Here is a 23,022-nt window from a genome sequence, read left to right on the forward strand (position 1 = left end):
CCGATGGTGCAGGACAAAGCGGGACGCCGATCGCTCTTCCTGAAACGTAGTGTTTATAGGTTCCGGGCTCAGTCCTGCGGACTGCCCCGGAATGACGATGGATGACTCCCGCGTGCGGCGCGGATCTTATGCCGCCTGCCCGGCGAGCCTCGCCTTCACCCGTTCCGGCCCGATCATCGGCAGCAGCGCGCCGAGTTCGGGGCCGTGATCGAGCCCGGTGAGCGCAAGGCGCAGGGGCATGAACAGGGCCCTGCCCTTCAAGCCGGTTTCGGCCTTCACGGCCTCCGTCCACGCCTTCCAGGTGGTCGCGTCCCACGGCCCTTCGGGCAGCACCCTGGCGGCGGCCTCGATGAAGCCCTTGTCCTCGATCACGGGCGTCACCGGCCCGTTCACCACTGTCCACCACTCGACGACATCGGCCACCTTGCCCAGGTTGCCGCGCACCGCGTTCCAGAACGCCTCGCCGCCGTCGGCGCCGAGGGCGGCAAGGCGCTCGCGCGCCTTGTCGTAGGGCATCTCGTGGATCAGGCGGGCGTTGAGCTGTTCCAGCTCGTGCTCGTCGAACTTCGCCGGGCCGCGGGAAATGTGGCTGAAGTCGATCAGGCGGGCGAGTTCGTCCACGTCGGCCACCGGCCGCACGGATTCGGACGAGCCGACGAGGACCGCGAGGGACGCGATGGCCTGAGGCTCGAGCCCCGCTTCCCGCAGGCTCCTCAGCGACAGGTGCCCGAGGCGCTTGGACAGCCCCTCCCCGCTCGCGGTGGTGAGCAGGCCGTGATGGGCAAAGATCGGCGGCAGGGCGCCGAGCGCCTCGAAAATCTGGATCTGCACCGCCGTGTTGGTGACGTGGTCCTCGCCGCGGATCACGTGGGAGATCCTGAGGTCGATGTCGTCGGCCACCGACGGCAGCGTGTAGAGATAGGTCCCGTCCTCGCGCACCAGCACCGGATCGGAGAGCGAGCTGCAATCCACATGGCAGTCGCCGCGGATCATGTCCGTCCAGGGCACAACCCGGTGGTCGAGCAGGAAGCGCCAGTGCGGGCGACGGCCCTCCGCTTCGAGCTTCTCCTTCTCCTGGGCGGTCAGCTTCAGGGAGGCGCGGTCGTAGATCGGCGGCAGGCCGCGGGCGAGCTGGCGCTTGCGGCGGAATTCCAGCTCCTCCGGCGTCTCGTAGCAGGCATAGAGGCGGCCCATGATGCGGAGCCGCTCGGCCACGTCGTCGTAGAGCTCGAACCGCTCCGACTGGCGCACCGTGACGTCCGGCGGCACGCCGAGCCACTTCAGGTCGAACTCGATCGCATCGGCATATTCCCGCTTCGAGCGCTCCTGGTCCGTGTCGTCGAACCGGAGAATGAACAGGCCCCCCTCCCGGCGCGCATAGAGCGCGTTGAGCAGGGCCACGCGGGTGTTGCCGATATGGATGAGCCCGGTCGGGGACGGGGCGAAGCGGACGATGGGCTGTGACATGGCGAAAGCCTATGGCGAAGGGCGGCGCGCAGCGCAAGGGGCTGCGTGTGCCTCCTCCCCTTACGGAGAGGGCCGGAGCGATGCGGACAGGCGGGAGACCGATTTCAATCGCCCCCTCATCCTGAGGGGCTGGCTCATGAAGCGCCGATAGGTGGCCGGAAACTCAGCCCTGCTCTCCTCCCCACGGACCTCGGGCTTGCCCGAGATCCGCATCCTCTTGCGCAAGTCGGGAACACCCGACTTGCGGTGGGGAGGAGGTGGAGGTGGGGGTGTGGGCGCCGGACTGGAACCAGCGAAGCGCCCACACCCCCACCCTGGCCCTCCCCACAAGGGGGAGGGATGAGGTTGCGCTATACGCTGCCACATTCGGAAGCGACACATCTCCCACCCTCATCCTGAGAAGCCGCGTCAGCGGCGTCTCGAAGGATGATCCAGAGGTCTCCGGAGACGCCGCCCCTCGGCATGAAGACCTGGAGGAGAATGCTGGCGGCATCGGCACTGCGCGTTCGAGCCACATGCCCGTCTTTCCGACCTTTGCCCTTTGTGCCTCCCCGCCAAGGGAAGGACGGCGCGTCAGACGTCCATCTCGCTCATCCGCGGCTTGCCGGTGGCCCGCTGCAGGGCCTCGTCGTTCCGGTGGGCGACCATGCCCTGGTCGCGGAAGCGGTTGACGATGGGGTAGCGGCGGTCGCGGCCGAAGTTGCGGCGGGTCACCTTCACGCCCGGGGCCGATTGGCGGCGCTTGTATTCGGCAAGGTAGAGCAGGCGCTCCACCTTCTTGACCGTCTCCAGGTCGTAGCCCTTGTCGACGATTTCGCAGACGCGCAGCTCCTGCTCCACGAGGCCGCGCAGGATCTCGTCGAGATCCTCGTAGGGCGGCAGCGAATCCTGGTCCTTCTGGCCTTCGCGCAGTTCGGCGGTCGGAGCCTTGGTCAGGATGTTCTCGGGAATCACGACGCCGTCCGGCCCCAGGGCGCCCTCGGGCTTCCAGCGGTTGCGCAGGGCGGAGAGACGGTAGACCTCCATCTTGTAGAGGTCCTTGATCGGGTTGAAGCCGCCGTTCATGTCGCCGTAGATGGTGGCGTAGCCCACCGACATCTCCGACTTATTGCCCGTCGTCACCACCATGGCGCCGAACTTGTTCGAGATCGCCATGAGGATGGTGCCGCGGGCGCGGCTCTGGAGGTTCTCCTCCGTGATGTCGCGCGGTTTGCCCGCGAACATGGGCTGGAGCAGCTCCTCGAAGCCTTCCACCGCCGCCGCGATGGGCAGCGTGTCGTAGCGGACGCCCAGCGCCTTGGCGCAGGCCTCCGCATCCTTCAGGGACTCGCCCGAGGTGTAGCGGTAGGGCAGCATCACGCAATGGACGCGGTCCGGCCCGAGCGCATCCACCGCCATGGCGGCGCAGATGGCGGAATCGATGCCGCCGGAGAGACCGAGCACCACGCCCGGAAAACGGTTCTTCTCCACGTAGTCGCGAAGGCCGAGCACGCAGGCGGCGTAATCGGCCTCCTCGCCCTCCTCCACCGTGACCCTGGGAGCCTCGATGCAGGCCCAGCCCTCCTCCGACTTCTCCCAGACCGAGAGCGCGACCGTCTCCGTGTAGGCCGGGAGCTGGCAGGCGAGCGAGCAGTCGGCGTTGAACACGAAGGAGGCGCCGTCGAAGACCAGTTCGTCCTGGCCGCCCACCTGGTTGAGATAGACCAGCGGCAGGCCGCTCTCGGTCACCCGCGCGGCGGCGATGTTGAACCGCTCCTCCGTCTTGCCGCGCCAGTAGGGAGAGCCGTTGGGCACCAGGAGCATCTCGGCGCCGGTCTCCGCCAGGCACTCGACTACGTCCCCGCTCCAGATGTCCTCGCAGACCGGGATGCCGAGGCGGATGCCGCGGAAATTGACCGGCCCCGGCAGCGGTCCGGCCTCGAAGACGCGCTTCTCGTCGAACACGCCGTAATTGGGCAGATCGACCTTGAACCGCACCGAAATCGTGCCGCCGTCCAGCAGCGCATAGGCGTTGTAGAGGGCCCCGTCCTCGCGCCAGGGCAGGCCGATCAGCAGCGCCGGTCCGCCATCGGCGGTCTCGCGGGCGAGGCGCTCCACCGCGGCCCGGCATACGTCCTGGAACGCCGGCTTGAGCACCAGGTCCTCGGTCGGATAGCCGGCGAGGAAGAGTTCGGGGAACATCACGATGTCGGCGCCCATCCGGGCGGCCTCGGCCCGCGCGTCGCGGGCCTTCTGCTCGTTGCCGGCCACGTCGCCGACGATGGGGTTGAGCTGCGCGAGAGCGATCTTGAGTCTGTTCTGGGCCATAGCCTCACGATTTAGCGCGGCAGCTTATGCGCAGCAATGAGGAGCATGCGCTTTCCTGTGACGGCCGGGTCGAGGGCGTCACCTATGGGCCTGCAGCGCGGCCTCGGCCACATCGCGTCCGGGAAAGAGCCGGAAGCTTGAGCGGAACCGGCCAAAGCCCAGTTCGTTGTTCTGGCACGAACGGAACAGGAGATTGAAGATGTTGAAAGGTGGTCTACTTTGGCTCATTGGCATTCCTTTGCCGATTATCCTTATCCTGTTCTTCCTCGGCTTCCTGAGCTGATCTCGGATTGCTTGGCGGAGTTTGCATCTACTCTGCCGAAGTCGAGGCAAGACGGAGCTTTTCATGACGGCGCAGGAGGTAAACTCCTGCGCCGTCTTTCGTTGCGGTCGGAACCAGGAGTCCGCCCCCTTCTTTGACAGGAGGAATTGTTGCGGAGACTTCCATGTCGAGAACGCTGACGACGGAGCTTGCGAGCGGCGCCATGGCCGGAGCGGCCGCGGTGTGGGTCATGGACCGGGCCGACTGGCTCATGGTGGCATACGAGGACCCGGCCGCCTGGAGCCGGACCAAGGAGGTCCGCCCGAACCACAAGGATCCCGCCCACAACATGGCCGGCATGGCCGCGAAGGCCGTCGGGGCCGAGCCCCCGCCGGAGCCGCATCCCGCTGGTCTCGCCATCCATTACGCCCTCGGGATGGGACCGGCGGCCGTGTACAGCACCCTGCGCGAGCACGTTCCCGGCGGCGTCGTCGGCCGCGGGGCCCTGCTGGGCCTCGGCATGTTCCTGATCGAGGACGAGGTCCTAAACCCGGTCCTCGGCACAGCGGCTCCCCCGCAGCGCTATCCCTGGCAGGCCCATGCCCGCAGCGTCGTCGCCCATCTGGTCTTCGGCATCGCCACCGAAGCCATGCTGAGCCTCCTCGACAGGTCCCGCCACCCGGGCCGCTCGAAACGAAGCACGCAGAACCGCTCCCGCCGACCCGCCTGAGCGGCCATTCGAACGAAAAAGGGGCGCCACCGGCGCCCCTTCTCTCCGACAATCGCAGACCGCCCTACTCCGCGGCGAGCGGGGCCGGACGTTCCCGGGAATTGCGCTCCTGCTTGATCAGCTCGGAGGTGAGGAAGGCGATTTCCAGCGCCTGCTCGGCATTGAGGCGCGGATCGCAATAGGTGTGGTAGCGGTCGGAGAGGTCCGCATCGGTGAGCGCCCGCGCGCCGCCGGTGCATTCCGTCACGTTCTTGCCGGTCATCTCCAGGTGGATGCCGCCCGCATGAGTCCCCTCGGCGCGGTGAACCGCGAAGAAGTCCCGCACCTCGCCCATGATCCGCTCGAACGGCCGGGTCTTGTAGCCGGAACCCGCCTTGATGGTGTTGCCGTGCATGGGATCGCAGGACCACACCACCGTGCGGCCTTCCGCCTTCACGGCCCGCACGAGGGCGGGCAGGTGCTCGAACACCTTGTCGGCGCCGAAGCGGCAGATGAGGGTGAGGCGGCCCGCCTCGTTCTCCGGGTTGAGCTGGTCGATAAGGCGCAGCAATCCGTCCGCCGTGAGGGACGGGCCGCATTTGAGGCCGATCGGGTTCCTGATGCCGCGCATGTATTCCACATGGGCATGATCGGGCTGGCGCGTGCGGTCGCCGATCCAGAGCATGTGGCCCGAGGTGGCGTACCAGTCGCCGGTGGTGGAATCGACCCGGGTCATGGCCTCCTCGTAGCCGAGGAGGAGCGCTTCGTGGCTGGTGTAGAAATCCGTCTGGCGCATCTCGGGATGCGTCTCCGGATCGATGCCGATGGCGCGCATGAACTCGATGCTCTCGGTGATGCGCTCCGCCAGCTCGCTGTAGCGCGAGGATTGCGGCGAATCCTTCACGAAGCCGAGCATCCAGCGATGGGCGTTCTCGAGATTGGCGTAGCCGCCCGTCGCGAAGGCGCGCAGCAGGTTGAGCGTCGCGGCCGACTGGCGGTAGGCCTCGGTCTGGCGGCGCGGATCGGGAATGCGCGACTCGGGCGTGAAGTCGATGTCGTTGATGATGTCGCCCCGGTAGCTCGGCAGCGACACGCCGTCCACGGTCTCGGTGTCGGAGGAGCGCGGCTTGGCGAACTGGCCGGCGGAGCGGCCGATCTTCACCACGGGCGAGCCGCCCGCATAGGTCATCACCACCGCCATCTGCAGGAACAGGCGGAAGAAATCGCGGATGTTGTCGGCGGAATGCTCGGCGAAGCTCTCGGCGCAGTCCCCGCCCTGGAGCAGGAAGGCTTCGCCCGCCGCCACCTTGGCCAGGCTCCGCTTCAGCTTGCGAGCCTCGCCTGCAAAAACGAGTGGGGGAAAGCCCGCGAGCTGCTGCTCGACGTTCTTCAGCGCCTCAGGGTCCGGATAGGCCGGAACCTGCTGGATCGGCTTGTTTCTCCAGCTCGTCAGCGTCCACCGCTCGGTCATGACACATACCCCCGTGTCTCTCGAATCCTCATCGTGCACCGCAACAAGCGGCACGAAAGGGCACCTATACACGACATAAACAAAAAGGCGAGTGCGGAGGAAGGACGCGTTGGCGCAGTCTACTTATGCGCTGGGTGCACTCCGATGGCTAGGCTTTCGGGCCGTCGCAGCGGAACCGCCCTGGCCGCGTCGGGCGATGGTCAGCTTTGGTCGACGATTTCCGCGATCCTGCCATTCGCCGTTCTGAAGTAGGACGCGCCGGAGAAGGCGAGACGCTGTCCGGCCTTCCAGCCGTTCGGGAGGTCGGCGGCGACGGTCGCCGTATAGGCTATCTCGACCATGGTGTGGGCTCCGACGACGATGCAGCCGGTAACATCCTGCCGGCGTTCGCGAAATGCCGCCACCCCCACCTCGGCGAGCTCGGCGAACCGCTCCTTTCCCGCCGTCTCGACATCGACCTGCCCGGAGGAGATGTTTTGAAAGCGGACGTCTTCGGCAAGGCATTCGAGCATCCTGCCGACATCCATGGCGTTGTACGCCTCGATATAGGCCCTGACGATCGACGGGATTTCCATGTCTCAAGCCCTCAATTTGGCGGGCGGCCCTTTCAGGTGCTGAAAAAATCATGACGCCGAGGCGCTGTAAACGGGAGGGGCAGCCTTGGCGGCCGCCGTCCGGCAACGGGGATTCGGACTGCCCTACCCCACCGCCACCGGCCGCTTGACGACCGCGGGGGTGCGCATGGTCACCAGCTCCTCCGAGGCGGTCGGGTGGACCGCGACGGTGCGGTCGAAATCGGCCTTGGTGGCCCCCATGGTGACGGCGACGCCCGCGAGCTGGATCATCTCGCCCGCGTCGTGGCCGACGATGTGGACGCCCACCACCCTGCCGGTGGCCTTGTCGACAATGAGCTTCATGAGCATCCGCTCATGGGCGCCGGACAGGGTCGCCTTCATGGGGCGGAAGGCGGTCTTGTAGACGTCGATGTCGCCGTAGCGGGCCCAGGCCGCCGCCTCGCTGCAGCCGATCACGCCGATCTCGGGGGTCGAGAACACGGCCGTGGGGATGAGGTCGTGGTCCACGATGGTGGGCCTGTCGCCGAAGACCGTGTCGGCGAAGGCGTGGCCCTCGCGGATGGCGATGGGCGTGAGATTGGCCCGGTTGGTCACGTCGCCCACCGCGTAGATCGACGGGATGAGGGTCTGGGAATAGGAATCGACCGGAATCGCCCCGACCTCGTCGACGGTGATGCCGACCTTTTCCAGCCCGAGCCCTTTGGTGTTGGGGCGTCGCCCGGTGGCGACGAGCACCTGGTCGACCGTGACCACGGATCCGTCCGACAGGGTGGCGGCGATGCCGTCGGGCGTTCTGTCCAGGCGCTGCGCGGTCCGGCCCAGGGCGAGATTGATGCCGCGCTGGGCATAGGACGCGCCGAGGGCGTCGCGGACGTCGTCGTCGAAGCCGCGCAGGAGCTTGTCGCCCCGGTGCAGGAGCGTCACCTCGCTCCCGAGGCCGGCGAAGACGCCGGCGAATTCCACCGCGATATAGCCGCCGCCGACGATCATGATCCGCTTCGGCTGCTCTTTCAGATGAAAGACCTCGTTGGAGGTGATGCCGAGCTCGCCGCCGGGGATGACCGGCTCCAGGGTCGGATGCGCACCGACCGCCACGAGGATGTAGCGCGCCCGGATGCGTTCGCCGGTCTTGAGGACGTGCACCGTGTGCGGATCCTCGATCACGGCGCGGCTGTCGACGACCGTCACGCCGGATCGCTCCAGGTTGGTGCGGTAGATGCCCTCGAGCCGGTCGATCTCCTTGTCCTTGTTGCGGATCAGGGTGGCCCAGTCGAAGGTGGCGTCGCCCACATCCCAGCCGAAGCCCGCCGCCTCCTCGAATTCGAGGGAGAAGCGGCTGGCATAGACCATGAGCTTCTTGGGCACGCAGCCGCGGATCACGCAGGTGCCGCCGACCCGGTATTCCTCCGCGATCATCACCTTGGCGCCGTAGCTCGCGGCGATGCGCGCGGCGCGCACGCCGCCGGACCCGGCGCCGATGACGAAGAGGTCCACATCGAATTGGCTCATGGCATTGTCTCCAGCCGGGTTTTGCGAAAAGCGAGCATCCAGACGATAGCGGCTCCGAGGGAGGCCGCCCACCATCCCTGCCAGGCCCCGTGCCCGACCATGGAAACCGCCGCCGCTCCGGCGAACAGCGCCATGGAGAGGCTCATGACGAGGCGGGACTGGCGGCGGATGGCGCGCAGGACGAGAAGCAGGATCACGAGGGCCAGGAACGCGCCCACGGCGCCGAGTTCGGTCCAGACCTGAAGCGGGGTGCTGTGCGGATGGCCGATGGCGAGCATCCGCCGCATCTGCGGCGCCACCTTCCGGGCCACGCGGGTCTCGCGGATGCGCGGGCTCACGCCGAAGCCGGCGCCCAGCACCGGCTGCTGGCGGACCGCCGCGCTGAAGCTGCGCCAGAGATCCACCCGCTCCCGGGTGTGATGGTCCGCCATCCGCTCGTGCATGGAGGGGGTGATCAGGCTGTCGGCGATGGGGCCGAGGAACGGAGCCGTCGCCATGGCGACGACGCAGGCGCCGGCTGCGAGCCACCCGGTGAGCCTGGGGAAAAGCCAGGCGATCAGGAAGACGGGCGCGACGACCAGGAGCCCGAGAAGCGCGGCGCCGCTGTCCGAATGGGCCAGGGCCGTCGCGAAGGCGAGGCCGATCCCGGCGCTCCAGGCCCAGCCGTGGCGTCCCGAGCCCGCGAGCCAGGCCAGGAGCGGCAGCATCAGGACCAGAAGCGTCAGGGTCGGGCGGTTGAAGATGAAGGTGTTCGCCCGCATCCCCAGGCTTTGGCGCAGGGCGAGCCCGGTGCGCAGCTCGACCACGATCAGGAGGCACGCCGCGGCGGTCGAGGCGGCGAGCAGCCAGAACGCGGCGCGGGTCATCCGTCGCGGCAGGACCAGCGCGACCGTGAAAGCGGAGGCGACCGGGATCCAGAGTTCGCCCAGGGTGAAGAGCGACAGGCTCTTGAACGGGCTCCACCCGATGGAGATCGCCGACCAGGCGAGAAAGGCCAGGATTGCCAGCCCAAGGGGGGACTTCAGGGCGGCCAGCGCCTCGCGCCCCACCTGCCGCAGCCGCCCCTCGGCCGCCACGGCGCCGAGGGCGCACAGGGCGCTCACGGCCAGGAAGGCCGGGCTCGACCGGTGGGCGATGGTCATGCCGAGAGGCATGACGGCAAGCGCCGCCATCGCCACCTGCCACAGGATGCCCGCCAGCCGGGAGCCGGCATTCGGCAGGGCCCGCTCGGCCGATGCGGTTTCGAGAATGCTCATGGCGAGGCTCTTACGCGAAGGTTCGTTGGCGATAAAGACGGGAAGCGCGCTTGCCGCCCCTCGCTTGGGCCTTTACCGTTCGCCGCAGGACGTGCTTTTAGAGAGCCATCCATCACAGGCGTAAACGGAGGAAACAACATGAGCCAGTATCGCAAAGGTCTCTGGCGCAGCGCACTCGCTGCGGCGGCGGTCGTCGGCTTCGTCACGACGGCAGCGGCTCAGATGGAGCTGAAGATCATGGCCCCGGCGGCGCCGGGCGGCGGCTGGGACCAGACCGCCCGCTCCATGCAGCAGGCCCTGACCCAGGCGGGCATCGCCAAGAGCGTGCAGGTGACCAACGTTCCGGGCGCCGGCGGCTCCATCGGCATCGCCCAGCTCGTCAACAACGCCAAGGGCGACGGCAACCAGCTCATGGTCATGGGCTACGTCATGGTCGGCGCGCTGCTCACCAACAACTCGCCCGTGACCCTCGACCAGACGACGCCCATCGCCCGCCTGACGGCGGAATACGAAGCCATCGTCGTTCCGGCCAATTCGCCGATCAAGACCGCCAAGGAGCTGGCCGAGGCCGTGAAGGCCGATCCGGCGAAGGTGACCTGGGCCGGCGGCTCGGCAGGCGGCGTCGACCACATCGCGGCGGCTCTCTTCGCCAAGGCCGCGGGCGCGGACCCGACCAAGATCAACTACATCCCCTTCTCCGGCGGCGGCGAGGCCCTGGCGGCCATCCTCGGCGGCAAGGTGACGGCGGGCATCTCCGGCTACGGCGAGTTCGAAAGCCAGATCAAGGCCGGCAAGCTGCGCCTTCTCGGCCTGACCTCCCCGGCCGACAAGGCAACCCCCGACAAGCCGTCCCTCACGGCGGAGGGCGTGAACCTCGAGATCGCCAACTGGCGCGCGGTCGTTGCGCCTCCCGGCCTCACCGACGAGGAGAAGAAGGCCCTCACCGACGCCATGGACCGCATGGCCAAGTCGAACGAGTGGCAGAGCATCCTGAAGGCCAAGGGCTGGGAGGATTCCTACGTGTCCGGGGACGCCTTCGCAAAGATCCTGGAACAGGAGCAGGCCCGCACGAAGGAAGTCCTGACCTCCGTCGGCCTCGTGAAGTCCTGATCCTAACCGGATCCGTCAACACGGAAGCGCCGCGCCCAGCCGCGGCGCTTCCTTTTCAGGAAATGCCATGAACGCCTCGCACCGCCCCGACGTGCCCGGGCTCGTCATCTCGCTCATCCTTTTCGCCTTCGCGGGCCTGATCTGGTGGGACACGACGAATGTGCAGATCGCCTCGGCCTACGGCCCCGGCCCGACCGCCATGCCCTACATCGTGGGCGCCGGAATGCTCCTGATCGCCGTCGGCAATCTCGTGCTGGCCCTGCGCGGCGACTTTCCGGCCCGCGACAGCCTCGACTGGAAGCCGATCCTCCTCATTCTCGGCGGCATGGCGGTTCTGATCGCCCTCATCTCCTATGGCGGCGGCCTCATCCCGGCGACCGGCATCCTCTTCGCCGCCGTGTCGGCGGCCTTCGGGCGACGCGCCTTCGTCACCGACCTGATCATCGGCCTCGTGCTCGGCCTCCTGATCTACGTCCTCTTCTCGAAACTGCTGGCCCTGTCCTTGCCGATGGGTCCGATCGAACGCCTGATCTGAGACCCCGGCCATGGACGCTTTCATTGCCCTCGCCAACGGCCTGACCATCGCCCTCGAGCCGATGAACCTTCTCTTCGCGCTCATCGGCGTGCTGCTCGGCACCGCCGTGGGCGTGCTGCCCGGCATCGGCCCGGCGCTCACCGTGGCGCTGCTCCTGCCCATCACCTTCCAGCTCGATCCGGGCGGCTCGATCATCATGTTCGCGGGCATCTATTACGGCGGCATGTACGGCGGCTCGACCACGTCGATCCTCATCAACACGCCCGGGGAAAGCGCGTCGATGGTCACGGCGCTGGAGGGCAACAAGATGGCCAAGGCCGGGCGCGGCGGCCCGGCCCTCGCCACCGCCGCCATCGGCTCCTTCGTGGCCGGCACCATCGCCACCATCGGCCTGGCGTTCCTGGCGCCCTACCTGGTGGACATCGCGATCCAGTTCGGGCCCGAGGACTATTTCGCGCTCATGTGCGTGGCCTTCGTGACCGTGTCGGCCACTTTCGGCGATTCCCCCATCCGGGGCCTCACCTCACTGTTCATCGGGCTGATGCTCGGACTCGTGGGCATCGACCTGCTCACCGGGCAGGCGCGCATGACCTTCGGGGTTCCCGAACTCCTGGACGGGGTCGAGGTGACCACCCTCGCGGTCGGCCTCTTCGCCATCGGCGAGGCGCTCTACGTCGCCTCCCGCCGCCATATCCAGCAGGAGACGCTCGAACCCGTGCGCGGCTCCCTGTGGATGACGAAGCAGGATTGGGGCCGCTCCTGGAAGGCCTGGATCCGCGGCGCCCTGTTTGGCTTCCCCATCGGCGCCCTGCCCGCGGGCGGCGCCGAGATCCCGACCTTCCTGTCCTATTCCACGGAACGACGCCTGTCGAAGCACCCGGAGGAGTTCGGCACGGGCGCCATCGAGGGCGTGGCCGGCCCCGAGGCCGCCAACAACGCGGCCGCGGCCGGCACCCTGGTGCCGCTACTGACGCTCGGCCTGCCGACCTCCGCCACCGCCGCCATGATGCTGGCGGGCTTCCAGCAATACGGCCTCAATCCCGGTCCCCTGCTCTTCGCCGAGCGCCCCGATCTCGTCTGGGGCCTCATCGCGAGCCTGTTCATCGCCAACGGCATGCTGCTGGTGCTGAACCTGCCGCTGGTGGGCCTGTGGGTGCGCCTCCTGGCGATCCCGCAGCCCTGGCTCTATGCGGGCATCCTGGTCTTCGCCACCATCGGCACCATCGCGGCCAATCCCTCGCCCGTGGAGCTGATGATGCTGACCGCCTTCGGCGTCCTCGGCTTCATCATGCGCCGCTTCGACTACCCCATCGCCCCGGTGGTGGTCGGCCTGATCCTCGGCCCCATCGCGGAAAGCCAGCTTCGCCGCGCGCTCTCCATCAGCCTCGGCGATCCGATGGTTCTCCTGCAGAGCCCGATCTCGGCGACGCTCCTGGCCATCGCCCTGATCGCCCTGGTCGCGCCCTTCGTGCTCAAGGGCCTGGGCCGGTTCAGGGCGACCGAGGACTAGGCGGTCGATGCGGTACCGGGAAGGACCGGCTGAACGAGCAGGCGGGATTCCGGCCCATGTGCCGGTCCTCGAAACCGAGCGGCTGCGCCTGCGCGGACAGACCATGGCCGATTTCCCGGCCTGCGAGGCCCTGTGGGGCGATCCGGAAACGGTCCGCTTCATCGGCAACGGCACGCCGTCCGGCCGCGAGGAGACCTGGGCCAAGTTCCTGCGCAATGCGGGCCACTGGGCGATGCTCGGCTTCGGCTACTGGATGGTCGAGGAGAAGGCGACCGGCGCCTTCATCGGCCTGATCGGCTTCAGCGACCTGCACCGGGAGATCGAGCCACCCCTGCCCGACGCTCCCGAAGCCGGCTGGGTGCTGTCCCCCAAGGCGCACGGGAAAGGCTATGCGACGGAGGCCGTTCGCGCCGCCCTCGCCTGGGGCGAAACCCGCTTCGGCAACCCGCGCTCGGTCTGCCTCATCGCGCCGGACAACGTCGCCTCACTGCGCGTGGCAGAGAAGTGCGGCTACGCCGAATTCGCCCGCGCCACCTACAAGGAACGCCCGGTCGTCCTTCTCGCCCGCGGAACCTGAGCCGTTCGGCCCCGCAAGGGTCGTCGTTGAAGCGCCGGGCGGATCATCCGAGCGCAGCGGAGGCTTCGCGGACCTTCGCGGTCGCGGCGCTGACGAGTTCCGCCGCGTGGGCGATCTCGTTCATGTTGCTGCTGATCGAGGACACGCTTCGCGATGCGCCCTGCATGTTAGAGGACATTTCCCGCGTGACGGCGGACTGCTCCTCGACGGCCGCCGAGATGGCGATGGAAATCTCGTTGATGCGCTGGACGGTCGACGTGATCGTTCCGATGGAGGAAATGACCTGTTGCGTCACGTCCTGGGTCTGAGCGATCTGCCCGCCGATTTCCTCGGTGGCCTTCGCCGTCTGGGTGGCGAGGTTCTTGACCTCCGCGGCAACCACCGCGAAGCCACGGCCGGCTTCGCCGGCCCGGGCCGCTTCGATGGTGGCGTTCAGCGCGAGAAGGTTGGTCTGCGAGGCGATGCTGTCGATGAGGGTGATGATCTCCCCGATCTTCTGGGCGGATGCCGCCAGGCCGGATACGACGGCATTCGTCTCCCTCCCCTGCTCCACGGCCTGGGTGGAGATGGCGAGGGCCTGATTGACCTGCACGCCGATCTCGTCGACGGAGGCTGCGAGTTCCTCCGCGCCGGCCGCGACGGCTTGAACGCTCACGGATGTCTCGGTGGATGCCCTCGCAGCCCCTTCCGCCTGGGCCGTGACATCGGCGACGGCCTTCGTGATCCCGGTCAGTTCGGTTGCGATCGACCTCTGGATGTCGGCCCGCCGCATGCGCTCGTTCACTTGCGCCGTGACGTCGGTTGCGAACTTGATGACCTTGTAGGGATGCCCGGCCGCGTCGAAGACCGGATTGTAGGAGGCCTGAATCCAGACCTCCCTGCCGCCCTTGCCGATGCGCCTGTATTCGGCGGCCTGGTACTCGCCGCGTCGGAGCCGCTCCCAGAAATCCCGATATTCCTGGCTGCCTCGATGCGACGGCTCCACGAACATGCCGTGGTGCCTGTTCCGAACCTCCTCCAGGCGGTAGCCCATCGCATCCAGGAAGTTCTGGTTGGCGGTGAGGATGTTTCCGTCGAGATCGAACTCGATGACGGCTTGCGACCGGTTGATCGCCTGGATCTGGCCCTCGTACTCGACGGCCTGCAGCTTCTGCCCGGTGATATCGGTGGCGAACTTGATCACCTTGTAGGGCTTTCCGTTCCGGTCGAGAATGGGATTGTAGGAGGCCTGGATCCAGATCTCCCTTCCGCCCTTGCCGAACCGCCTGTACTCGGCCTTCTGGTATTCGCCCCGCTTGAGCGAAGCCCAGAACTCCCGGTATGCGGCGCTCCCCAGCTCTTGGGGATCGACGAACACGCCGTGGTGCTTGCCCTGGATCTCCTCCAGGCGGTAGCCCATCGCGTCCAGGAAGTTCTGGTTCGCATGGATGATGGTGCCATCGAGGCTGAACTCGATGATGGCCTGCGACCGGTTCAGGGCCTCAAGCTTTCCAGCCCCCTCGCGGCTGGATTGAAACACGAACATTTACGACATCCCCTAGGGTTATTGTCTGTCGTGTCCTTTGCGCCAGGATTTCGGAAGGACCGAAGGACACCATGCTGCAGTCTCAGGACGTTCCGCGACTGAGCTGATCTCAAATTGGTCTTCAATCCTTAAGGCACCTTTAAAGCTTCAACCAATCGGCGGCCTCGCCGCGCCGAATGTTTTCCCGATTCTGCAAATCTCTCTTTGCACTTTCGCCGGACGCGCGCGGCGCGCTCCTGGAAGAACAACCCTTGTCCGGACCGAGGCGCCAAAAAGAAAGGCCCGGTTACCCGGGCCCTTCAAAAGACGCGCGCTGCAGCGTCCTCAGTTCAGCTGGTGGCCGCGCTTGCCCATTTCCGCGCGGGCGCGGATCATGATGTATTCCGACACGTTCTGGGTCCAGGTCGCGAGGTCGCGCACGATGTCGTCGAGGAGAAGCGGCTGCACCTCGACGTACTTCTTGCCGGCCGGGGTGTTGTAGAAGGCGGCCACTTCCTTGAGCTCCGCCTCGGTCATGCGGGCCGCGAAGGCGCGGGCGGCGTTGTCCACCATCTTATGCTTGTGCTGCTCGACCTCCGGACGGAGGATCGCCACCACCTGCTCGAGGTCCTGCTTGATCTCCGGACGGGTCACGTTCATCTGCTGGAGCTGCGCGAGAAGCGGCTCCGTCATGGCGTCGAACGAGCGGGTCATGCCGGAATTGACGGCGACCTCGCGGGCGAGGGCGAGATGGCTGGCGCTCGGCTCCTGCGCGAAGACGGGGCTCGCCAGCATGAAGAGCGCGGCGGCGGTCGCGGCCAGGCGGGAAGCGTTACGGATCATTAGACTAGGCTCCAATCGCGAAAGATGCCGGTCAGACCTGACCGAGCTCGACAAGCCCCTCCCCGGTCGCGAGGATCGCTCCGGTGGCAAGGCCGAGGAAAAGACCGTGTTCGACGACGCCGGGAATGTTGTTGAGCGTCGAGGCGAGCACGTTCGGCTTTTCGATGCGTCCGAGATGCGCATCGAGGATGAAATGCCCGCCGTCCGTGACGTAGGGCGTTCCGTTTGCGGCATTCCTGAGGCGCAGCTCCCCGCTCATGTCGAGGCTGTCCAGGAGCTTCCGGATCGCGGTTTCGGTGACCTTCAGGCCGAAGGGCACCACCTCGATCGGCAGCGGAAAGCGCCCGAGCGTCACCACGCGTTTCGAGCTGTCCGCGATGACGATCATGCGCCGGCTGGCGCTGGCGACGATCTTCTCGCGCAGATGGGCGCCGCCGCCGCCCTTGATGAGGCGCAGCTCCTCGTCGATCTCGTCGGCGCCGTCCACCGTGAGATCGAGCTCGGGCGTCTCGTCCAGGGTCGTCAGGGGAATCCCCTCGCGCTGGGCCTGCTCGCGCGTCGCCTCCGAGGTCGGCACGCCGACCACCGCGAGGCCGTCCCGAACCCGCTGCCCTAGGGCCGCGACGAAATGCTTCGCCGTCGATCCGGTGCCGAGACCGACCCTCATCCCGTCGGTGACGAGGGCGGCCGCCCGTTCGCCTGCTGCGCGCTTGAGATCGTCGCTCACGAAGTCCTCTCTGTTTGAATCGTTGCGGCGGGGCCGGTTCGCCCCGCTCTTACACGGAAGGGTGAATGGAAGAAAGAACGTTTCACCTCTGCGAAACGAGGGGGCCGGCGGCCCTCACGGACGCTGCGGCGAGGCCCCGGTGCCCGGACGCACGGACGGGGTCGCGGCGGATTCGGGGGTCGACACCGCCTTGGACGGGCTGGCCTGCGGGGTGCACACCACCCGCTCCTCGAACACGTAGCAGATGCTCATCTCGCCCGTCCGGTAGTTGACCCGGAAGACGCCGCCTTCCCGCTCGTGCCGGGAGGCGACGAGACCGTATTCGCTGGGAGCCTGGGGACCCGCGCCCTCCCCGCCCGTGAAGCAGAGCGTCACCCCAATCGTGCCTTCTTGCAGACCATACTGGCAGGAGCTGACCTCGCCGGTGATCCGGTCGATTCGGTAGATCCGGTTGAGATCGGTCTGCGGCGCGGGCACGAAATCATAAGGTGCGGCCACGGCCGGGAGGGACAGGCCCCCCAGCAGAACGGCCGCAGAAAGAAACGCTGCAGAGTCAACGATCCGCATTCATCACTCCATCGGGTAAGAACGAATCAACCATAAACACCATACCATCCCCAGGCTTGATTCCCTTGCCCGCAGCAGGTAGCCGACCTCCATGCCCATTCATACCCCGCCCATCGCCGTCTTCGATCTCGACGGCACCCTCGCCGATACGGCCGGAGACCTCGTCGGCACCCTGAACGTGATCCTCGAACGGGAGGACCTGGCGCCCCTGCCCGTGGAACAGGCGCGCGACATGATCGGCGCCGGAGCGCGGGCTCTGATCGAGCGCGGCTTTCATGCCGCCGGCAAGGAGCTGACGCCCGATCATCTCGACGGGCTCTATCAGCAGTTCATGATTCATTATGGGGAATATATCTGCGTCAAAACGCAGCTCTTCCCCGGCGTCCTGGGCGCCCTCGACCGCCTGGAGGAGGCCGGCTTCATCCTGGCGGTCTGCACGAACAAGGTGGAAGAGCACTCGGTGAAGCTCCTGGACGAGCTGGGCATCGGCCACCGCTTCGCGGCCAATTGCGGCCGGGACACCTTCCCGTACTTCAAGCCTGACCCGCGCCACCTGACCCTGACCATCGAGCGGGCCGGCGGCCATCCGGGCCGGGCCGTCATGGTGGGGGATTCGCGCACGGACATCGTGACGGCGCAGAACGCCCGCATCCCGGTGATCGCGGTGCCCTTCGGCTATACGGAGGTGCCCGTGCAGGAGCTGGGCCCCGACTTGGTCATCGAGCATTTCGACGAGCTCTTCGCCGCCGTCCACAACGTCATGAAGCCGATCGCGGCCTAAAAGGGCCGCGGCGCATCCGTCGTGTTCCGGGCCGGAACACGAATATGTGAAGCTTGAGCTGTCAGGAAGGAAATGGTGGGCGCGACAGGGATTGAACCTGTGACCCTTCGCGTGTGAAGCGAATGCTCTCCCGCTGAGCTACGCGCCCTGACAAGGGCCTTCTAGTGTCCTTAAACCCCTGGCGTCAAGCCAAAGAATCCGAAATCGACGCGACAAATTTTTCCGGTTCCCGATTGTGGCAGCACGGCTTTAACCGCTCGCTTACGACGTGGCTAAAAGAAGGCAGCGGGAACCTAGGATTCTATTACAGAATCCTGATAGGGATTGGATCCGAAACGCGGCTGTTGCGTTTAGCACCTACAAAACCTGCACCAAACTTGATGATTTCGAGGCAATAATGGGACGCACTCACGCTGCTCTCTCCGGGCTTGCTTGCGCCTTCGCCGTCCTGGCGACGCCGGCTTACGCCATCACCGCGATCGATCCGCTCACCCGCCAGCCCCTCTACAGCACTGATGAATCGCTGGAAGCCCAGGCTGCGCCGGTCCCGCGGCAGGTCGTGTCGTTCAACGGCCGCTATGCGCCGGGCACCATCGTGGTCTCCACCAGCGAGCGGCGCCTCTACTACGTGCTCGGCAACGGACAGGCGATCCAGTACGGCGTCGGCGTGGGCCGTCCCGGCTTCACCTGGTCCGGCTCCCATTCCATCACCATGAAGCGCGAATGGCCGGATTGGCGTCCGCCGGCGGCCATGCTCAAGCGCCGTCCCGACCTGCCCCGCTACATGGAAGGCGGCCCGGACAACCCGCTCGGCGCCCGCGCGCTCTATATCGGCAGCACGATCTACCGCATCCACGGCTCGAACGAGCCCGAGACCATCGGCGAGGCGGTGTCCTCCGGCTGCATCCGCATGACCAACGAGGATGTGATCGACCTCTACAACCGAGCCAAGGTCGGCTCCCGGGTCATCGTCCAGCGCTGAGTTCGCAATCCACCACGGTCATTCCGGGGCGAGCATAGCGAGAGCCCGGAACCCATAGTCGCTAACGGTGAAAGAACAGGGCGGCGAACGTTCGGCCCGATTCTCTGCGTTCGGGCGGTTTATGGGTTCCGGGCTCCGCCTTTGGCGGCCCCGGAATGACAACGTCACCGCCGATCCCGCGACAGCCCCTTCGCCGCGAGTTCGTCGAGATAGGCCTGCCACCGCTCCTCCTGCTCGCTTCCGAGCCTGTAGAGATAGTCCCAGCCGTAGATCCCCGTATCGTGCATGTCGTCGAAGACGAGCTTCACGGCGTAATTGCCGATGGGCTCGACGCCGATGATCTCCACGTTGCGCTTGCCGGGCACGGTCTTGCGTTCGGACGGGCCGTGCCCCTGGACTTCCGCCGAGGGGCTCGTCACTCTCAGATACTCCGCCGGGAGATCGAAGCCGGCGCCGTCGTCGAAGGCGATGCGCAAGGACCGTTTGTCCCTGGCGAGGCGGAGTTCGGTGGGCCAGCGCTCGGACATGGTGGGAGACCCCTTCCTGTTTCGTGATTTGACGCTAGCTGCGCGAGAACTACCTTTAAGGCAAGCTCCGGCCGCGACAACGACAAGGATGAGCCCACGAATGCGGGGAACCCAGATCCCGATGCCTCCCGGTTCCGACCGCGCCCTGCTCGACCCGTTCGGCCGGGCGATCACGTATCTGCGCGTCTCGGTGACGGATCGCTGCGATTTCCGCTGCGTCTATTGCATGTCCGAGGACATGGCCTTCCTGCCCAAGCGCGACCTTCTCACCCTGGAGGAGCTGGACCGCATCTGCTCCACCTTCGTGGGCCAGGGGGTGCGCAAGCTGCGGATCACCGGCGGCGAGCCGCTGGTGCGCCGGGACATCATGTCCCTGTTCCGCTCGCTCTCCCGCCATCTCGCCTCGGGAGCGCTCGACGAGCTCACCGTGACGACGAACGGCTCGCAGCTCGCGCGCCATGCGCAGGAGCTCGCGGCCTGCGGCGTCAAGCGGATCAACGTGTCCATCGACACCCTCGACGTCGACAAGTTCCGCCGCATCACCCGCTGGGGCGACCTATCCAAGGTCATGGCCGGGCTCGACGCCGCGCAGGCCGCGGGGCTGAAGGTCAAGATCAACACGGTCGCGCTCAAGGGCGTGAACGAGGACGAGATCGAGACGCTCATCGAATGGGCCCATGGGCGCGGCATGGACCTCACCCTCATCGAGGTGATGCCCCTGGGCGAGATCGAGGAGCAGCGCATCGACCAGTTCCTGCCGCTCTCGGCCGCCCGCGCGCGGCTTGCCGCCCGCTACACCCTCGATGACCTGGCCGAGCGCACGGGAGGACCCGCGCGCTACGTCCGCATCCGCGAGACGGGCGGCAAGCTCGGCTTCATCACGCCGATGACCCACAATTTCTGCGAAAGCTGCAACCGCGTGCGGCTGACCTGCACGGGCCAGCTCTTCATGTGCCTCGGACAGGAGGACGCCGCCGACCTGCGCGCGCCGGTGCGGGCCTCGGAGGACGACGCAGCCCTCGAACGGGCCATCGTCGACGCCATCGCCCGCAAGCCGAAGGGCCACGACTTCATCATCGACCGGCGCCATTCCCGCCCCGCGGTCGGCCGCCACATGAGCATGACGGGCGGCTAGGGCCTCCGCGTTCAGGTGAACCAAAGGCACCCCTCCTCGATTGAGAAGCGAGACGGAGGGTCGCCATGAGGAAATCGCCTTGGACGCGCTGGGGAATTGTGCTAGGTTTCGCCCTCGGCGGCTTCTTCGACGGAATCCTGCTCCATCAGATCCTGCAATGGCACCACCTGCTGAGCCTCGTGCCCGGCATCGACGACCTGCGCCTGCAGGTGCTGTGGGACGGCTATTTCCACGCCCTCATGTACGTGATCGCGGCCCTGGGGCTGTGGGGGCTCTGGCGGGCCCACAGGAGCGCCGAGGAAGACTGGGGCTCCCGGCTCCTGGGCGCGCTCGCGGTCGGCTTCGGCACCTGGCACGTCGTCGACAGCATCCTGTCGCACTGGGTGCTCGGCATCCACCGCATCAGGCTCGACAGCCCCGATCCGCTCCTGTGGGACCTGATCTGGTTCGGGGCCTTCGGCCTCGTCCCCCTCGCCGCCGGCTGGCTGCTCCTGCGCCGCGAGCGTCCCTGGATGGAGCGGTCCGGCGCCTCCACCATCTTCGTCCTCCTCCTCGGGCTGCTGACGGCGGGCGCGGGCGCCTGGGCCCTGCGGCCTCCCGGCGACCAGCCGTATACGACCGTGGTCTTCCGGCCGGGCTACGGGCCGGGACAGGTGTTCTCGGCCCTCGCCGCCGCGGATGCGCGGCTCGTCTGGTCAGACCCGGCCATGGGCGTCGTCGTGGTCAGCGTCGCGCCAGAGCGCCGGTGGAGCTTCTACGGCCGTGGGGCGCTTCTCGTGAGCGGCTCGGGCCTGCCGGCCGGCTGCTTCGACTGGAGCAGGGTCTAGAGCCCCAAAACCTCGAAGGCAGCGCCAAAGTCACTCAGGCGCGCCTCGATTGACTGTTGCCGCCAATAGGGGAATATCGCGCCGGATATTGGGGCGGGCTGATCGTGAACCTTTTGAATTTCGGGCGAAAACTGGCGCTGGTCGCGCTTGCCGCCGTCCTGGGCGCGGGCCCTCCCGTCATGGCGCAGGACAGGCCGGTGATCCGCGTCGCCGTCGAGGGCGCCTATCCGCCCTTCAACTACATCGAGAACAACGAGCTCCAGGGCTTCGAGGTCGATCTGCTCAAGGCCCTGTGCGAGGTCATGAAGGTGCAGTGCGTGCCGGTGCCCCATCAATGGGACGGCATCGTCCGCGGACTGCTCAATCGCGAGTACGACGCGATCATGTCGTCGCTGGAAATCAACGAGCGGCGCAAGAAGCGGATCGCCTTCTCGATCCCCTATTACCGCATCCCGGCCATCTTCATCGGCCCCAAGGAGACCCCGGCCGGACAGGTCTCCCCCGAGGCGCTGGCAGGCAAGAAGATCGGCACCGCCGACCGGAGCGACCACGAGACCTATCTCAAGGAGTTCTACCGGGAATCCGAGATTGAGCTCTACGGCAAGACCGACGAGGCCAATCTGGACCTGCTCGTCGGGCGGCTGGACGCGGTGTTCGGCGACAAGCGCTTCCTCACCAGGTTCCTGGAATCGCGGGAAGGCAGCTGCTGCCATGTCCTGGGAGACGCGCCCGCCAATCCGGCCTACCGGCATCAATCCTACGGCATCGGTCTGCGCCATGAGGATACGGCGCTCAAGGCGCAGTTCGACAGCGCCATCGCGCAGGTCATGGCGGACGGCACCTACGACCGGATCCGCGTCAAGTATTTTCCCTTCGACATCAAGTAGCGGCGTTTGACCGCAGCGCCGCCGCTCCATAAAAACACGGTGACGAAACGGGAGCAGACGATGGCGAAGGTCGCATTTCTAGGACTGGGCGTGATGGGCTACCCCATGGCGCGGCATCTCAAGGACAAGGGCCACGAGGTCACGGTCTACAACCGCACCGCCGCGAAGGCGGAGAAGTGGGTGTCCGAGAACGGCGGCCGCGCCGCCGCGATGCCGCGGGAAGCGGCCGAGGGCCAGGACATCGTGTTCGCCTGCGTCGGCAACGACGACGACCTGCGCCAGGTGACCCTCGGCGAGGACGGCGCCTTCCAGGGCCTGACGTCCGGCTCGCTCTTCGTCGACCACACCACCGCCTCGGCGGAAGTGGCGCGCGAGCTCTACGCCGCCGCGCAGGACAAGGGCGCCGCCTTCATCGACGCGCCCGTCTCCGGCGGTCAGGCCGGTGCGGAGAACGGCGTTCTCACGGTCATGTGCGGCGGCGACGCGGAGCCCTATTCGAAGGCCGAGCCGGTGATCATGAGCTTCGCCCGCGCCTGCCGCCTGATGGGACCGGCGGGATCCGGCCAGCTCACCAAGATGATCAACCAGATCTGCATCGCGGGCCTCGTGCAGGGCCTCGCCGAAGGCATCCATTTCGGCAAGAAGGCCGGGCTCGACATCGAGGCCGTGCTGGACGTGATCTCGAAGGGCGCCGCCGGCTCCTGGCAGATGGAGAACCGCGGCAAGACCATGAACCAGGGCAAGTTCGACTTCGGCTTCGCCGTGGACTGGATGCGCAAGGACCTGGCCATCGTGCTCGGCGAAGCCCGCAAGAACGGCGCCAGCCTCCCCGCCACGGCGATGATCGACCAGTTCTATGCCGAAGTGCAGAAGATGGGCGGCAACCGCTGGGACACGTCGAGCCTGATCGCCCGGCTCGAACGCTGAACGGCCTTCTCCGTCCACAGAGCGGAA

The 23,022-nt window shown here is 66.9% G+C and carries 23 protein-coding genes and 1 tRNA gene; 11 read left to right on the forward strand and 13 right to left on the reverse strand.

The genetic code is table 11. The annotated features are described in order from the left end of the window. Window positions 1-126: 126 nt before the first annotated feature. From gltX to ACFOYU_RS21580, 3 genes are all read right to left on the reverse strand, one after another. The gene (gene gltX / locus ACFOYU_RS21570; RefSeq protein ID WP_377035178.1) at window positions 127-1,467 is read right to left on the reverse strand and encodes a glutamate--tRNA ligase; all 1,341 of its coding nucleotides are present in this window, start codon (window positions 1,465-1,467) and stop codon (window positions 127-129) included. A 573-nt stretch (window positions 1,468-2,040) separates the two neighbouring features. Continuing rightward, window positions 2,041-3,774, reverse strand: a complete 1,734-nt coding sequence (locus ACFOYU_RS21575; RefSeq protein ID WP_377035179.1) for an NAD+ synthase — start codon at window positions 3,772-3,774, stop codon at window positions 2,041-2,043. A gap of 78 nt (window positions 3,775-3,852) precedes the next feature. Then, entirely contained in the window at window positions 3,853-4,002 is a 150-nt protein-coding gene (locus ACFOYU_RS21580) for a hypothetical protein (RefSeq protein ID WP_377035180.1), read from the reverse strand. A gap of 218 nt (window positions 4,003-4,220) precedes the next feature. Here ACFOYU_RS21580 and ACFOYU_RS21585 point away from each other — a divergent pair, with 218 nt between their 5' ends. Continuing rightward, window positions 4,221-4,766: a hypothetical protein gene (locus tag ACFOYU_RS21585; RefSeq protein WP_377035181.1), complete on the forward strand. Its 546-nt coding sequence runs from the start codon at window positions 4,221-4,223 to the stop codon at window positions 4,764-4,766. A 64-nt stretch (window positions 4,767-4,830) separates the two neighbouring features. Here the strand turns inward: ACFOYU_RS21585 and ACFOYU_RS21590 are convergent, their stop codons facing one another. The 4 genes from ACFOYU_RS21590 to ACFOYU_RS21605 form a co-directional block, all read right to left on the reverse strand. Then, on the reverse strand, window positions 4,831-6,216 hold the full coding sequence (locus ACFOYU_RS21590; RefSeq protein ID WP_377035182.1) for a class II 3-deoxy-7-phosphoheptulonate synthase: 1,386 nt from the start codon (window positions 6,214-6,216) through the stop codon (window positions 4,831-4,833). Between the two features lie 200 nt (window positions 6,217-6,416). Beyond that, on the reverse strand, window positions 6,417-6,791 hold the full coding sequence (locus tag ACFOYU_RS21595) for a nuclear transport factor 2 family protein (protein ID WP_377035183.1): 375 nt from the start codon (window positions 6,789-6,791) through the stop codon (window positions 6,417-6,419). Between the two features lie 123 nt (window positions 6,792-6,914). Continuing rightward, window positions 6,915-8,300: a glutathione-disulfide reductase gene (gor, locus tag ACFOYU_RS21600; RefSeq protein ID WP_377035184.1), complete on the reverse strand. Its 1,386-nt coding sequence runs from the start codon at window positions 8,298-8,300 to the stop codon at window positions 6,915-6,917. Further along, window positions 8,297-9,556 (reverse strand): O-antigen ligase family protein, encoded by a 1,260-nt coding sequence (locus tag ACFOYU_RS21605; protein ID WP_377035185.1) that lies wholly within the window; start codon window positions 9,554-9,556, stop codon window positions 8,297-8,299. The genes gor and ACFOYU_RS21605 overlap by 4 nt, the downstream gene beginning before the upstream one ends. A 138-nt stretch (window positions 9,557-9,694) precedes the next feature. Here ACFOYU_RS21605 and ACFOYU_RS21610 point away from each other — a divergent pair, with 138 nt between their 5' ends. The 4 genes from ACFOYU_RS21610 (at window position 9,695) to ACFOYU_RS21625 (ending at window position 13,288) form a co-directional block, all read left to right on the forward strand. Then, window positions 9,695-10,666, forward strand: coding sequence for a tripartite tricarboxylate transporter substrate binding protein (locus ACFOYU_RS21610; protein ID WP_226741240.1), 972 nt, complete (start codon window positions 9,695-9,697; stop codon window positions 10,664-10,666). A gap of 67 nt (window positions 10,667-10,733) precedes the next feature. Beyond that, a complete protein-coding gene (locus ACFOYU_RS21615; RefSeq protein WP_226741241.1) occupies window positions 10,734-11,201 on the forward strand; it encodes a tripartite tricarboxylate transporter TctB family protein in 468 nt (155 codons plus the stop codon). 10 nt (window positions 11,202-11,211) lie between these two features. Beyond that, a complete protein-coding gene (locus ACFOYU_RS21620; protein ID WP_377035186.1) occupies window positions 11,212-12,711 on the forward strand; it encodes a tripartite tricarboxylate transporter permease in 1,500 nt (499 codons plus the stop codon). Window positions 12,712-12,718: 7 nt separating this feature from the next. Beyond that, complete coding sequence (locus tag ACFOYU_RS21625; RefSeq protein ID WP_377035187.1) at window positions 12,719-13,288, forward strand: GNAT family N-acetyltransferase; 570 nt, start codon at window positions 12,719-12,721, stop codon at window positions 13,286-13,288. 43 nt (window positions 13,289-13,331) lie between these two features. Here ACFOYU_RS21625 and ACFOYU_RS21630 read toward each other — a convergent pair whose 3' ends face one another. The 4 genes from ACFOYU_RS21630 to ACFOYU_RS21645 form a co-directional block, all read right to left on the reverse strand. Continuing rightward, window positions 13,332-14,813 carry a PAS domain-containing protein gene (locus ACFOYU_RS21630; protein WP_377035188.1) on the reverse strand — a complete coding sequence of 494 codons (1,482 nt, stop codon included), beginning with the start codon at window positions 14,811-14,813 and terminating at the stop codon, window positions 13,332-13,334. 324 nt (window positions 14,814-15,137) lie between these two features. Then, window positions 15,138-15,635, reverse strand: a complete 498-nt coding sequence (locus ACFOYU_RS21635; RefSeq protein ID WP_377035189.1) for a DUF2059 domain-containing protein — start codon at window positions 15,633-15,635, stop codon at window positions 15,138-15,140. Window positions 15,636-15,666: 31 nt separating this feature from the next. Then, the gene (gene rpiA, locus ACFOYU_RS21640) at window positions 15,667-16,302 is read right to left on the reverse strand and encodes a ribose-5-phosphate isomerase RpiA (protein ID WP_377035228.1); all 636 of its coding nucleotides are present in this window, start codon (window positions 16,300-16,302) and stop codon (window positions 15,667-15,669) included. A 174-nt stretch (window positions 16,303-16,476) separates the two neighbouring features. Further along, complete coding sequence (locus tag ACFOYU_RS21645; protein WP_226741247.1) at window positions 16,477-16,929, reverse strand: hypothetical protein; 453 nt, start codon at window positions 16,927-16,929, stop codon at window positions 16,477-16,479. A gap of 91 nt (window positions 16,930-17,020) precedes the next feature. On the opposite strand from ACFOYU_RS21645, the gene ACFOYU_RS21650 reads away from it, so the two are divergent. Then, window positions 17,021-17,710, forward strand: a complete 690-nt coding sequence (locus ACFOYU_RS21650) for an HAD family hydrolase (protein ID WP_377035190.1) — start codon at window positions 17,021-17,023, stop codon at window positions 17,708-17,710. Between the two features lie 73 nt (window positions 17,711-17,783). On the opposite strand, the gene ACFOYU_RS21655 is transcribed toward ACFOYU_RS21650, so the two are convergent. After that, window positions 17,784-17,858: transfer RNA gene (locus ACFOYU_RS21655), tRNA-Val, on the reverse strand. A 249-nt stretch (window positions 17,859-18,107) separates the two neighbouring features. Here ACFOYU_RS21655 and ACFOYU_RS21660 point away from each other — a divergent pair. Beyond that, window positions 18,108-18,692, forward strand: coding sequence for a L,D-transpeptidase (locus ACFOYU_RS21660; RefSeq protein ID WP_377035191.1), 585 nt, complete (start codon window positions 18,108-18,110; stop codon window positions 18,690-18,692). 164 nt (window positions 18,693-18,856) lie between these two features. Here the strand turns inward: ACFOYU_RS21660 and ACFOYU_RS21665 are convergent, their stop codons facing one another. Beyond that, window positions 18,857-19,219, reverse strand: a complete 363-nt coding sequence (locus ACFOYU_RS21665) for a gamma-butyrobetaine hydroxylase-like domain-containing protein (protein WP_377035192.1) — start codon at window positions 19,217-19,219, stop codon at window positions 18,857-18,859. 100 nt (window positions 19,220-19,319) lie between these two features. On the opposite strand from ACFOYU_RS21665, the gene moaA reads away from it, so the two are divergent. The 4 genes from moaA (at window position 19,320) to ACFOYU_RS21685 (ending at window position 22,995) form a co-directional block, all read left to right on the forward strand. Then, a complete protein-coding gene (gene moaA / locus ACFOYU_RS21670) occupies window positions 19,320-20,354 on the forward strand; it encodes a GTP 3',8-cyclase MoaA (RefSeq protein ID WP_377035193.1) in 1,035 nt (344 codons plus the stop codon). Between the two features lie 65 nt (window positions 20,355-20,419). After that, window positions 20,420-21,181: a DUF2243 domain-containing protein gene (locus tag ACFOYU_RS21675; protein ID WP_377035194.1), complete on the forward strand. Its 762-nt coding sequence runs from the start codon at window positions 20,420-20,422 to the stop codon at window positions 21,179-21,181. A gap of 104 nt (window positions 21,182-21,285) precedes the next feature. Continuing rightward, on the forward strand, window positions 21,286-22,068 hold the full coding sequence (locus ACFOYU_RS21680; protein WP_377035195.1) for a transporter substrate-binding domain-containing protein: 783 nt from the start codon (window positions 21,286-21,288) through the stop codon (window positions 22,066-22,068). A gap of 60 nt (window positions 22,069-22,128) precedes the next feature. After that, on the forward strand, window positions 22,129-22,995 hold the full coding sequence (locus ACFOYU_RS21685; protein WP_377035196.1) for an NAD(P)-dependent oxidoreductase: 867 nt from the start codon (window positions 22,129-22,131) through the stop codon (window positions 22,993-22,995). Window positions 22,996-23,022: the final 27 nt, after the last annotated feature.

Origin of the sequence: Microvirga sp. GCM10011540 (assembly GCF_042650665.1) — a bacterium.
GTDB classification, from domain to species: Bacteria; Pseudomonadota; Alphaproteobacteria; order Rhizobiales; family Beijerinckiaceae; genus Microvirga; species Microvirga lenta.